The sequence below is a fragment of the Clostridium sp. CM042 genome, from assembly GCF_055080995.1.
Map to the genome: position 1 here is coordinate 532,244 of NZ_CM143646.1, position 15,554 is coordinate 547,797.

Annotated in this window: 2 protein-coding genes; both read left to right on the forward strand. The window is 33.6% G+C overall.

The features are described from left to right. Positions 1-18 precede the first annotated feature (18 nt). Entirely contained in the window at positions 19-10,878 is a 10,860-nt protein-coding gene (locus ACWJJ7_RS02555) for an amino acid adenylation domain-containing protein (protein ID WP_462963795.1), read from the forward strand. 18 nt (positions 10,879-10,896) lie between these two features. Beyond that, positions 10,897-15,435: an amino acid adenylation domain-containing protein gene (locus ACWJJ7_RS02560; RefSeq protein WP_462963796.1), complete on the forward strand. Its 4,539-nt coding sequence runs from the start codon at positions 10,897-10,899 to the stop codon at positions 15,433-15,435. The last annotated feature ends 119 nt before the right edge of the window (positions 15,436-15,554 follow it).

A 15,554-nucleotide genomic window follows, 5' to 3' on the forward strand; every position in this document is an offset into this window, starting at 1 on the left:
ACAGGAGATGATTAATAGATGACAAATCAACAAAATTCTCAAAATAGTGAACAAAATAGAGATATTAAAGTGAAAGTACAAAAGGTTTACGATCTTTCTCCAATGCAGGAGGGAATGTTGTTTTACTCAATACTTGAAGAGGATAGTAGTACTTTTCACCAACAGATGTCTTTTTTATTAGAAGGCGAGATTGATGTTAAACTATTTGAAAAAAGTTTCAACATTATAATTCATAGGCATGATATATTGAGAACAAATTTTGTTTATCAAAAATTGAAAAAACCTAAACAAGTGGTTCTAAAGGAAAGAGCAGCAAATATTTATTTTGAAAACTTATCAAGCTTATGTGATGATAAGAAAAAGAATACAATTTGTAATTTTCTCGAAGAAGAGAAAAAACAGGGATTTGATTTATTAAAAGGAGAACTTATAAAGCTATCGATTTTCAAGATGAGTGAAGATAGTTACACTATGATAATTAGTAACCACCATATAATATTAGATGGATGGAGCATGGGTATAGTTATAAAAGAACTACTACAAGTATACGATATGCTTCAGAGAAAACAGCCTATAGAACTTGAAGAAACACAGCCTTTTATTAAATATATTAACTGGCTTAAACAATATGATATTAAAGAATCATTGCATTATTGGGAAGAGCAACTTGCTAGTTATGAAAAATGTTCAGGAGTACCTAAGCAGTATGAAATAAAAAGTAATGGAATTTACGAGCCAGAAGAGACTTACTTTACATTTGACAAAAAACTTACAAAAGAACTTGATAGTATTGCAAAGGTGAATCAAGTTACCATGAATACAGTAATTCAAACAATTTGGGGAATATTACTTCAAAAATACAACGATGTAGAGGATGTTGTTTTTGGTTCTATTGTATCAGGTAGAGATCCTGAAATTCCAGGTGTGGAAAAGGCGGTTGGATTGTTTATAAATATTATTGCAGTCAGAATTAAGTGTGAAAATAATTCGACATTTACAACACTTATTAGGCAGGTACAAGATCAGGCTTTCAAATCAAGAAAGCATGAATACTGTTCATTGGCTGAAATACAATCAGCAACTTCATTAAAACAAGGATTATTGGACAATATAATGGGATTTGAGAATTATCCACTTGAAGAGTTATTAAAGAATTCTGAAGGGAATCAGTTATTTGAAATAATGGATGTTCAATTGCTCATAAAGTCAAACTACGATTTCAATATATCGGTTATACCTGGTGAAGAAATGGGTGTAAGATTTCGTTATAATGCAAGTATATATGATAGAGAGTTTGTATCGAGTATAGAAGGGCATCTCCTTCGCATTGCATCTCAGATATTGGAAACTCCTACTATAGCTATTAAAGATATTGATATAATATCAGAAACGGAAAAATTAAGAGTTTTACTCGATTTAAATAAAACAAAGACCGAATTTCCTCGCGGGAAAACTTTACATGAATTGTTTGAAAAACAGGTTGAAATGACTCCTGATAATACAGCAGTTGTATATGAAGAGCAGGCATTAACATATAAGGAATTGAATGATAAAGCTAATCGCCTTGCTAGAGTTTTAAGGGAAAAAGGAGTAAAAAGGAATAGTTTGGTTGCACTTATACTAAATCGTTCACCTGAGATGTTAGTTAGCATTCTTGCAGTGTTAAAGTCAGGTGGGGCATACCTACCTATAGATCCAGAATACCCAAAAGAAAGAATTATAGGTATACTGAATGATTCTGGTGTGCTCCTCGTTTTAACCCAGAACGATGTGATAAATGATCTACCTTATACGACTATGATTAACATTGATGAGATTGACAGAGAACAGCTAAAAATGGTTGTTACAAATACGAGAGCTCCAATTACTGATTTGGACAACCATCCTTATCCAGACAGAAGCCTTGTTGACTATAATAAATATATTGATTACATAGGAATGGCTCATGTTAAAAATTCAATTGCAGTTCAGGGATCAAGGGGGTGCCCATATAATTGTGCTTACTGTCATAAAATATGGCCTAAAACTCACACTAAGAGATCAGCAGAGAATATATTTGAGGAAGTCAAATACCTATATGATGCTGGAATAAGAAGGTTTACTATTGTAGATGATATATTCAATTTGGATATGGATAATAGTTCAAGATTCTTTAATTTGATTATTGATAATAATATGAAGGTTAATTTCTTTTTCCCAAATGGAGTTAGAGGGGATATACTTACAGAAGAGTATATGGATCTTATGGTTAAAGCGGGAACAAAGGGGCTTTCTATGGCACTAGAAACCTCATCACCGAGGCTTCAGAAGCTAATAGGAAAGAATCTTAACATCAATAAGCTTAAAAAGAACTTGAATTATATGGCTGAAAAGCATCCGGAGGTAATCCTAGATTTGTTTTGGATGATTGGATTTCCGACAGAGACTGAAGAAGAGGTAATGGATACCATGAACTTTATCAAAGGTATAAAGTGGCTTCATTTCCCAGTACTCAGTGTACTGAAAATATATCCAAACACAGACATGGAGAAATTGGCTCTTGCAAACGGAGTATCACCTGAATCAATAAGAAAGTCATGTAATATTGCATATCATGAGCTACCCGATACGCTTCCGTTTTCAAAAGAATTTGCAAGAGAAGTACAAGCAACCTTTATGAATGAGTATTTCCTTTCCGAGAAAAGATTAAACAGTGTGTTAGATATTCAAAAAAGATTCTTTACTAATGATGAACTTATGCAGAAATATAATAGCTATTTGCCAGAAAATGTTCACTCAGTGCAGGATATTATGAGGGCGGCAGGTGTTAATAACTATATACCTACTGAAATAGAAGAGCCTAAACCTTGCCAGCCTATTAATCTAGAAATGTTGGCAAAAAATCCGCAAAAGTTAAATATAATTAGGTCCAAGGTAAAACGCCAAGAAAAACAAGTTGCTACGAGAATACTGATGCTTGATCTTTCTCAATATTTTACAGAGGGGAATACCATGTTGTATGATGTGGCAGAACCACCACTCGGTCAGATATACGTGATGACATATTTAAACAAATATTTGGGTGATAATATAGAAGGGAAAGTACTTAAAGCCAGATTTGATTTTGACAGCTACGATGAGCTTAAGAAGATTATAGAGGAATTTAAGCCAGATATTATCGGCGCTAGGAGTTTGACCTTTTATAAGGATTTCTTCCACAAGACTATAGGGTTAATAAGACAATGGGGAATTGATGTACCTATAATTGCTGGCGGTCCCTATGCGACTAGTGATTATTTGACAATACTAAATGATAAAAATGTTAATATTGTAGTAAGAGGTGAAGGTGAGGTAACCTTTAATGAATTGTTGGTCGAATTTATTAATAACAATAAGAAGTTACCAGAAGATGACGTACTTGAAAGAATAGATGGAATAGCTTTTGTAAAAAATAGGGAAAGTGCTTTTGAAGAAACAGATAATAATATTTATCGTGAAATTTTAATGATTGATAGTATTTCAGATATGATGGCACAAAAAAGTACTGAAGATTTGGAGTGCATAAATAGTGCTGATGATTTGGCCTATGTTATTTATACATCTGGTTCCACAGGAAAGCCTAAAGGTAATTTGATAACTCATTCTAATGTAAGTAGAGTAGTAAAGAACACTAATTATATTGAAATAACTGATAAAGATACTCTTCTACAGTTATCCAATTATGCTTTTGATGGATCTACTTTTGATATATATGGTGCTGTTTTAAATGGAGCAAAACTTGTTATGATAAACAAGGACATCTTACTTGATGTAGCAAAGCTTTCAGAACTTATTGAAAGTGAGAGAATAAACCTGTTTTTTGTAACTACAGCATTGTTTAATGCCTTAGTAGATATAAACATAGATTGTTTTAAGAACATACGAAAGGTACTTTTTGGAGGAGAAAGGGTTTCGGTGAAGCATGTATCAAAAGCCCTCGAACTCATGGGACCAGGTAAAATAATACATGTATACGGACCAACAGAAAGCACTGTCTTTGCAACATACTATAATGTAGATAGTATAGGGGAAAATTGTGAGACCATTCCAATAGGAGGGCCTTTAGCAAATACTGAAATTTACGTACTTGATAGAAACAATAAACCCCAGCCAATAGGAGTACCAGGGGAATTATGTATTTCAGGAGAGGGACTTGTCAAGGGATATTTAAACAGACCTGAGCTTACGACGGATAAGTTTATAAAGCATCCGTTTGTTGAAGGTAAACGACTATATAAAACTGGTGATCTTGTTCGAATGCTTCCTGCTGGCAGTATTGAATTTATTGGTAGGAAAGATACCCAAATTAAGCTAAGAGGTTTTAGGATAGAATTGGGTGAAATAGAAGTTCAGCTATTAAAACATGATGATATAAATGCAGCTGTTGTATTATGCAGAGAAGATGAAGACGGCAGCAGATTTCTTTATTCATATGTTGTGGCAGACAATGAACTCTCGGTGGCAGAGCTTAGAGAGTATTTGGCAAAAGGACTACCTGATTATATGATACCATCATACTATTCGCAGCTGGAGAGTATGCCTCTTACATTAAATGGAAAGATCGATAAAAAAGCATTAGAGAATTATGAAAGAATGAACACAGGGATTGAATATGTTGCTCCTAGAAATGATATAGAAAAAATTCTGATTGACGTATGGGAGAAAACACTGGGTGCAAAGGGAATAGGAATAGAGGATAACTATTTCTCACAAGGTGGAGATTCTATAAAAGCTATTCAAATTGCATCAAGACTTCAAAAAGAACAGCTTAAAATGGAGATTAGAGATTTATTTAAGTATCCTACTATAGGGGAATTAAGTAGCTATATAAAAGCGGTGGAGAAAAAAGCTGAGCAGATAGTAATTAAAGGTGAAGTGAAACTTACTCCAATACAGAAATGGTTCTTCAAAGAGCAGTTTACGGATATGCATCAATTCAATCATTCAGTTATGTTATATAGTGGTAAAGGCTTCGACGACAAAATCATATACAAAGTATTTACAAAAATTGTAGAGCACCATGATGCGTTGAGAATGATTTATAAAGGTGAAAAAAATAACATTGTTCAATACAACAGAGGAATTGATACTCCACTATTTGAAATAGAAGTGTTGGATTTATCAAAGGAAGCTAATTTGGATGCAAAAATAGAGGAAGAAGCAAACAAGGTTCAGGCAAGTATAAATTTGGAAAAAGGACCATTAATCAAATTAAGGATTTTTAAAACTTCAGAGGGTGATCATTTGCTTATAGTAATTCATCATCTCGTTGTTGATGGAGTATCATGGAGAATTATCCTTGAAGATTTTGCTGTAGGATATATGCAATCATTAAAGGGACAATCTGTGATATTACAAGACAAGTCGAGCTCCTTCAAGGAGTGGGCTGAAAAACAAAGCGCTTTCGCAATAAGTGGAAAAATAGAAGAGGAAGCGGATTATTGGAAGGGAGTAATGAAGAATGAAATAAGACTCCTTCCAAAGGATGGAACGGCTGACACCAACAGAGTAAAAGACAGTGTAGATATAATGATGGCGCTTTCAGAAGAAGATACGGCAAAGCTTTTAAAAGACGTGAACAAAGCATATAACACCGAAATAAATGATATATTGATTGCAGCCCTTTGCATTTCATTTAAAGAATGGTGTGGTCAAGATAAGCTGTTTATAAATCTTGAAGGGCACGGAAGAGAAGATATTATAGAAGGAGTTGATATAAACAGGACGGTTGGATGGTTTTCATCTGTATATCCTATGGTGGCTGATATGAGCAAGAGTGATGACATTTCTTACTGCATAAAAAGCATTAAGGATGAGTTAAACCGCATACCTAATAAGGGTATAGGATATGGAATACTTAAATACCTATCTACTGATACAGTAAAAACAGTAGTTAATTTTAATCAAGAGCCGGAAATAAGTTTCAATTATTTGGGGCAGTTTGATCAGGATATAAAAACAGAGGCATTTGATATGTCTGAGTACTCTGCAGGAAGCAATGTGAGTCCTGAGCTAGAAAGAAGATATGCCTTTGATATAAATGGGTTTGTCAAAGACAATAAATTATCATTGACAATAAATTACAATAAAAATCAATACAAGGAAGAAACAGCGCTAGGGATCGCTCAAAGCTATAAAAACAATATTTTGAGTATAATAAATCATTGCATAAATAAAGAAGTCCCAGAGACTACCCCAACTGACTTCCAATATAATAGGCTTTCAATAGAAGATTTTGATGGCATAACTGATGAATTAGGTACTAAGGGGATAAAAGAAATTTATTCATTAACTCCGATGCAGGAAGGTATGCTATACAATCATCTAACAAATAAGGATTCACATGCATATTTTGAGCAGATATCATTTGATATACAAAATGTTATGGATGTACATCTTTTAGAGAAGAGCCTTAACAGTGTTATAGAAAGACATGAAATATTAAGGACTGTATTTAACTATAAAAAGGCTGAAAGACCAATCCAAATAATATTAAAGGAACGCTTTTCCAATGTCTATTTTGAGGATTTAACTAACATGGGTGAAACTGAAAAACAGGAGTTCATTAAAGATCTTAAAGACAGGGAGAAGGATAAAGGTTTTGAATTATCTAAGGACGTTCTTATAAAACTTGCTGTATTTAAAGTTGATATAAATACTTATAGACTTGTATTCAGTTTTCACCATATCCTTATGGATGGTTGGTGTGTAGGAATAATTGTTAAAGAACTATTCCAGATTTACAAAGGTATGGTAGAATCAAAGCCAATAGAGTATGACAAGGTATATTCATATGGTAGCTATATAAAATGGTTAGAGAAACAGGATAAGAAAGAAGCACGCGAATATTGGAAAAAATATCTAGAAAACTATGAACAGCAAACTTCACTTCCTAAAAAAGGAAGAATGGCGGAAGATGGTAAATACAAATATAATGATTTCAATTTCCAAATAGATAAAGATATGACAAAAAATATTACAAATCTTGCTCAAAATAACAATGTAACTATTAATAGTGTTTTCCAAGCAATATGGAGTATATTGCTGAAACAATACAACAATACTAATGATGTTGTTTTTGGGGCAGTTGTGTCTGGAAGACCCTACGAGGTTGTAGGTGTTGACAAAATAGTTGGATTATTCATTAATACAATTCCGGTAAGGGTTAGGTTAGAAAAAGCTGAAACATTTAAAGAGGTAATAAAAGAATTACAGCTTGCGTCACTTGAATCAGAAAAATACGATTATTTTCCTCTAGCTAAAATACAGGCCGATACAGTTTTAAAACAAGGGCTTGTGGATCATATTATGGTGTTTGAAAATTATCCAATTGAGGAGAACATAGCTGGCGCAGGGAATGGTCTTTATGGATATAAAGTCGATAATGTTAATGTATTTGAGCAAACAAATTATGACTTTAATATAATTGTTATGCCAGGAAATGAGATAACTGTAAAGTTAAGCTATAATGAATTGGTTTATGACGGTGAATTTATAAAGAGAATAGAAGGCCATATGAAGCAAATAATAAAGACCGTGGCTGAAAACTGTGAAACTTGCATAAATGATATTTATATGTTAACAGATTCGGAAGAGAAACATATATTAATTGACTTTAATGATACAAAAGCTAATTATCCTAAGGAGAAAACTATACATCAAATTTTTGAGCAGCAGGTAGAAAAGACTCCAGGCAATATTGCAGCGGTATATCAAGGTGAGCAGCTCACATATAGGGAGTTAAATGAAAAAACAAATCAGCTTGCAAAAGTACTTAGACAAAAAGGAGTAAAGGCAGATACTTTAGTTGCCCTTATGTTAGAGCGTTCCCTTGAAATGACAATTGGTATATTAGCCATATTAAAGGCAGGAGGAGCATATGTACCAATTAGTATTGATTATCCGGAAGATAGAAAAAGGAATATAATAAGTGACTGTGGGGCACAGATTTTAATAACAAAAAAATATTTGGTAAATAATACCAACTTCGAAGTCGATGCAATATGTGTAGATGATTCTAGTATATTTATTGGGGATGTTTCTAATCTTATAAGTATAAACACAGCTAGAGATCTTGCGTATGTAATATATACATCTGGTTCTACTGGAATCCCTAAAGGTGTTATGATAGAGCATTATTCACTGGTAAATAGGTTGAATTGGATGCAAAAAAGATATCCTATTGGAGATCAAGATACAATTTTGCAGAAAACTCCTTATACATTCGACGTGTCGGTATGGGAGCTATTATGGTGGTCTTGTCAGGGAGCAAAAATGTGCTTACTTAAACAAGGAGATGAAAAAGATCCAGAGGCTATTATAGAAGCTATAGAAAAAAACGCTGTAACTACAATGCATTTTGTGCCTTCAATGCTAAATGTGTTTTTGGAATATATAGAAAGTAATAACGTAAGGATAGATAAACTAAAAAGCCTAAAACAGGTATTTGCAAGTGGAGAAGCATTGTTACCTAAGCATGTGAAAATGTTTAATGACATAATTGGAGATAGGTGTGGTATTAAATTGTATAATTTGTATGGACCTACAGAAGCCGCTATTGATGTTTCATATTTTGAATGTCCATCATGTGGCGAAGTAGAGGTCGTTCCAATAGGAAAACCTATTGATAATACTAAGATTTATATAGTTGATAATAACAAGTTAAAAATGATAGGTGTACCAGGAGAACTTTGCATAGCAGGAGATGGGCTTGCAAGGGGTTATTTAAACAGACCGGAACTTACATCAGAAAAATTCGTTCCTAATCCGTTTGATTCTAATGAAAAAATGTATCGAACAGGAGATATTGCAAGATGGTTATCAGATGGAAATATTGAGTTTTTAGGAAGGATTGATGACCAAGTAAAAGTGAGAGGCGTTAGAATAGAGCTTGGAGAGATTGAGTTCCAATTATTAAAGCATAAAAGTATAAAAGAAGCGCTAGTTATAGCAAGAGATGAACAAAATGGAAATAAATACTTGTGTGCTTACATTATATGTGCAGAGGAACTTGAGGTACAACAACTAAGGATATACTTATCAAAGGAATTGCCTGATTATATGATACCTTCATATTTTGTGAAGCTAGAGAGTATGCCTTTATCAGCTAATGGTAAAGCAGACAGAAAGTTATTACCGGAACCAGATAAAAACATAAGCACAGGCCAGGAGTATGTTGCTCCACGTAATGAAATAGAACAAAAGATTGTTGAAATATGGAGAGATGTACTGGGCATGGATCGTATTGGAATTAAGGATAGTTTCTTTTTACTTGGAGGAGATTCAATTAAGGCAATTCAAATATCAGGACGTCTTAGCAAGTACAACTTGAAGCTTGAAATAAAGGATATATTCCATTATAAGACGATCGAGGAACTTGCTAAAGTAATTGTGAAAACTGATACAGTTGAAAGCTCTCAAGACGCTGTACAAGGAGAAGTAAAGTGTACCCCAATACAATGCTGGTTCTTTGAAAATAAGTTCACAAAAATGAATCATTGGAATCAAAGTGTTATGCTTTTTGGTAAAAATGGATTCGATGCCTTAGCGGTAGAGAAGGTATTTGAAAAATTAATTGAGCATCATGATGCACTAAGAATGGTTTACAAATCTGTTGGCAAAGATATAGTACAATTCAACAGGGATGTTAGAGAAGGCGAAGACTTTTCACTAAAGGTATTTGATCTAACAGGTGAAGATACCTATGATAAAACAATAGAAGAAGAGGTTAATAATATCCAGAGCAGCATTGATCTTGAGAAAGGACCACTTGTAAAGGTAGGGTTATTTAAAACTAAAGAGGGAGATCACCTTATTATAGTGATACACCATTTGGTAATTGATGGTGTATCTTGGAGAATATTATTTGAGGACTTTGAAGCTGGTTATACCCAGATAGTAAATAATGAGGAAATAAGCTTCCAAAATAAGACTCACTCTTATCAGGAATGGGCTTCAAGGCTTAAGGATTATGCACAAGGGAAAGAAATACAGGCGGAAAGAGAATATTGGAATGAGGTTGAAACAACTGATATCCGTAAGCTTCCGGTAGATATGTGCAATGATGAAATAAAAAGTTATAAATGCGAGAACAGTGAAACACTTGAAATAATGCTTACCGAGGAAGAAACTGAAAAGCTATTGATGAAGGCAAATAAAGCGTATAACACTGAAATAAATGATATTCTTCTAACAGCCTTGGGGGTTGCAATAAAAGATTGGACAAATCAAGACAAAATACTGGTAAATCTTGAGGGACATGGCAGAGAAGATATTATAAAAGGTATAAATATTACGAGAAGTGTAGGATGGTTCACATCCCAATATCCGGTGCTTTTGGATATGGGTAAGGATGTATCTAATGACATTTCATACTTGCTTAGGTCTATAAAAGAGGATATTAGGAAAATACCTAACAAAGGTATTGGTTATGGCATCCTCAGGTACTTAGGTTCAGAAGAAAGCAAAGGTGTAACATTTAATAGAGATTCAGAAATAAGCTTTAATTATATGGGTCAATTTGGACAGGATGTAAATACGAAATTGTTCAGTTTATCCCCATTTAGTACAGGACTAGCAGTAAGCGCTGAATCTGAAAACAAGTATAAATTCAATATTTACGGAATGATTATGGGTAAAACCTTAGTTATTCGGTTCAGTTACAATAAGGGTCAATACAAAAAGGACACAGTCTTAAAGCTAATAGAGAGCTATAGAAAGAACCTTATCAGAATTGTTGAACATTGTATTTTACAATATAATGTACAGGAAAAAGCCCAAATAACACCTTCCGATGTTGGAGATAGTAAGCTTTCAATTGATGATTTAGAATATATGTCTGATTTTATTAAAAGTTTATAAAAATGGGGGTTAAATAAAATGGACCAAAATCTTCAAATACAAAAAGTGTATACTTTATCTCCTATGCAAGAGGGAATGCTTTTTCATGCAGAGCTTGACAAGAGTTCAAGTGTATATGTTGAACAAACAATTTTCACAATAAAAGGACATTTGGATATAGGACTGTTTGAAAAGAGTTTTAATATGATTATAAGTAGGCATGATATCCTAAGGACAATATTTTTCTATAAGAATGTACAGAGAATATCACAGGTAGTGTTAAAAGAGAGATCCACTAAAATACATTTTGAAGATATAACCGATTTAGATGAAAAAAGTGCGAATATATACGTAGAGGATTTTAAGAAAAACGATAGGGACAAGGGTTTTGATTTATCAAAGGACATTCTAATAAGAATGTCCTTACTGAAAATAACCGAGGGGCATTATAAATTAGTTTGGAATTTTCATCATATACTCATGGATGGTTGGTGTATAGGTATTATTAGTAAAGAAATAATGGGAATTTATAGTTCATTAATAAACAATACGCCACTAAAATTAGAAGAGGCACCTATATACAAGAATTATATTGAATGGCTTGGAAAGCAGGACAAAGAAGCAGCAGGAAGTTACTGGTCTGCTTACTTAGAAAATTATGAAAATAGATCTACTATGCCCCAGACTGGGGTAAACAGTGAAGATGGTAAATACAAAAAGGAAGATACCTGTTTTACAATAAGGAAAAAAACTACAGATAATCTTATCCGTATTGCAAGGGAAAATGATACTACCTTGAATACAGTATTCCAGGCAATATGGGGAGTGTTATTACAAAGGTATAACCATACTAATGATGCGGTTTTTGGAGCAGTGGTGTCGGGCAGACGGTCAGAAATAGAGGGAATTGAGGAAATGGTAGGGCTCTTTATAAATACTCTGCCAGTAAGAGTAAAGTGTGAAAACACTTTGCCCTTTACGGGCCTCCTTAAGAAAATGCAGGCAGATGCTCTTTTAGCGGAAATGTATTCTTATTATCCACTAGCAAAAATACAGGGAGTAAGTGAATTAAAAAATGATTTATTTGATCATATAATAATTTTCGAAAACTATCCTATGCAGGAGATTTTAAAAAACTCTGGTATCTATAATGAAGTAGGCTTCATTGTAGAAGATATAGAATCCTTTGAGCAGTCAAATTATAATTTCAATATTGCATTAGTACCAGGAAGTGAGTTAAATGTTATGTTTAAATTTAACTCTGCTATTTATGAAAAATATTTTGTAGAATCAATAGGTGAACATATAAGGGATGTAGCAGCAAAAGTTGCTTTAAATCCAGACATTGCCGTTGGGGACATTGAGATTGTGTGTACTAGGGAAAAAGAAAAAATACTTTTTGACTTTAATAATACAAAAAGTGAATACCCAAAGGAAAAGACTCTTAACCAACTTTTCCAAGAACAAGTTAAGAAGAACCCTGACAATGTTGCAATAGTATATGAGAAACAGGTACTAACATATAAGGAATTGAATAATAGAGCTAACCGCCTAGCTAGAGTTTTAAGAGAAAAAGGAGTAAAGAGAAATAGTTTGGTCGCGCTTATACTCAATCGATCACCTGAAATGATAATCAGTATTCTTGCAGCATTAAAGGCAGGCGGGGCATACCTACCTATAGATCCAGAATACCCAAAAGAAAGAATTATAGGTATACTGAATGATTCTGGTGTGTTCCTCATTTTAACCAAGAGCGATGTGATAAATGGGGTGCCTTATCCAGGAGATGACTTATTTAAAGAAACAGATAATAATATTTATCGTGAAATTATAATGATTGATAGTATTTCAAATATGATGGCACAAAAAAGTACTGAAGATTTGGAGTGCATAAATAGTGCTGATGATTTGGCCTATGTTATTTATACATCTGGTTCCACTGGCAAGCCTAAAGGTAACCTGATAACTCATTCCAACGTAAGCAGAGTAGTAAAGAACACCAATTACATTGAAATAACTGATAAAGATACTCTTCTGCAGTTATCCAATTATGCTTTTGATGGATCTACCTTTGATATATATGGTGCCGTTTTAAATGGAGCAAAGCTTGTTATGATAAACAAGGACATCTTACTTGATGTAGCAAAGATTTCAGAACTTATTGAAAGTGAGAGAATAAACCTGTTCTTTGTAACTACAGCATTGTTTAATGCTCTTGTAGATATCAACATAGGTTGCTTTCAAAACATACGAAAGGTACTCTTCGGAGGCGAAAGGGTATCAGTGAAGCATGTGTCAAAAGCTCTCGAATTCATGGGTAAAGGTAAAATAATACATGTATACGGGCCGACAGAAAGTACTGTGTTTACGACTTATTATAATGTAGACAGCATAGAAGAAAATTGTGAGACCATTCCAATAGGAGGGCCTTTAGCAAATACTGAAATTTATGTACTTGATAGCAACAATAAGCTTCAGCCAATAGGAGTGCCAGGGGAACTATGTATTTCAGGAGAGGGACTTGCCAAGGGATATTTGAACAGACCTGAGCTTACTGAGGAGAAGTTTATCAAGCATCCATTTGTTGAAGGTAAACGACTATATAAAACGGGAGACCTTGTTCGGATGCTTCCTAATGGTGATATTGAGTTTATTGGTAGGATAGATTCCCAAATTAAGTTGAGAGGTTTTAGAATAGAACTTGGTGAAATAGAAGTTCAATTATTAAATCATGATGATATAAAGGAAGCTATTGTAATATGTAAAGAGGATGAAGAAGCAAGCAGGTTTCTTTATGCATATGTTGTGGCAGATAAGGAACTATCAGTGGCAGAACTTAGAGAGTATTTGTCAAATAAATTGCCTGATTATATGATACCATCATATTATTCACAGGTAGAATGTATGCCACTTACATCTAATGGTAAGGTTGATAAAAAAGCACTAGAGCACTTTGAAAGGATGAACACTGGAATTAAATATGTTGCTCCTAGAAATAATATAGAAAAAAATTTGATTGAAGTTTGGGAGAAAACACTGGTTGTAAAGGGCATTGGTATTGATGATAACTATTTCTCGCAGGGGGGAGACTCTATCAAAGCTATACAAATTGCCTCGAGACTTCAGAAAGAACATCTTAAAATGGAGATAAGAGATTTATTTAAATATCCTACTATAGGGGAACTAAGCAGCTATATAAAAGTGGTGGACAAAAAAGCTGAGCAGACAGTGATTAAAGGTGAAGTGAAACTGACTCCAATACAGAAATGGTTCTTCCAAAAGCAATTTACTGATATGCATCACTTCAACCATTCAGTTATGTTATATAGTAGTAAAGGCTTCGATGACAAAACCATAGAGAAAGTATTTACAAAAATTGTAGAGCATCATGATGCGTTAAGAATGATTTATAGAGTAGAAGAAAATAATGTTGTTCAATATAACAGAGGAATTGATACTCCGTTATTTGAAATAAAGGTGTTGGATTTATCAAGGGAAGCTAATTTTGCTGCAAAAATAGAGGAAGAAGCAAATAAGGTACAGGCAAGCATTAATTTGGAAAAAGGACCATTAATCAAATTGAGGATTTTTAAAACATCAGAGGGTGATCATTTGCTTATAGTAATTCATCATCTCGTTATTGATGGAGTGTCATGGAGAATTATACTTGAAGATTTTGCTGGAGGTTACATGCAATCATTAAAGGGACAGACTGTGACATTACAAGACAAGTCGAACTCATTCAAGGACTGGGCTGAAAAGCTCAACGCTTTCGCAATAAGTGAAAAAGTACAAGAGGAAGCAGAGTACTGGAAGGGAGTAATGAAGAATGAGATAAATCTCTTTCCAAAGGATGGAACGACTGATGCAAACAGAGTAAAAGACAGTTCTGAAATAACGATGCAACTTTCAGAAGAAGACACGGCAAAGCTTTTAAAAGACGTAAACAAAGCGTATAATACAGAAATAAATGACATATTGATTGCGGCTCTTTGCCTCTCACTAAAAGAATGGTGTGGCCAAGATAAACTGTTTATTAATCTTGAAGGACACGGAAGAGAAGATATCATTGAAGGAATTGATACAAACAGGACTGTGGGATGGTTTTCATCTGTATATCCTATAGTGGTTGACATGAGTAGGAGTGATGACATTTCTTACTGCATAAAGAGCATTAAGGATAAGTTAAACCGAATACCTAATAATGGTATAGGATATGGAATACTTAAATACTTATCTACTGATACAGTAAAAACATTGATTGATTTTAATCAAGAGCCTGAAATAAGTTTTAATTACTTGGGGCAGTTTGATGAGGATATAAAAACAGAGGTGTTTGAAATGTCTGAATATTCTACAGGGAATTCTGTGAGTCCTGAGGTAGAAAGAACATGTACCTTTGATATAAATGGCCTTGTAAAGGACAATAAGTTATCTTTAACATTAGATTACAATAAAAACCAATACATTGAAGAAACAGTGTTAGGGCTAATTCAAAACTATAAAAATAATATTTTGAGTATAATAAATCATCGCATAAATAAAGAAAGCACAGAGATTACACCTACTGACTTCTAATATAATAGTCTTTCTATAGAATATCTGAATGACATTACTGATGGACTGGAAGATATTTTCTAATAATAATTTGGAATGGAGATGAACGGATATGAGCACACGAAAAAAGCCAGATATAC

Excerpts from the sequence above, each read along its gene's own strand:
- ACWJJ7_RS02555 (WP_462963795.1), top strand. The coding sequence starts at position 19 with ATGACAAATCAACAAAATTCTCAAAATAGTGAACAAAATAGAGATATT.
- ACWJJ7_RS02560 (WP_462963796.1), top strand. The coding sequence starts at position 10,897 with ATGGACCAAAATCTTCAAATACAAAAAGTGTATACTTTATCTCCTATG.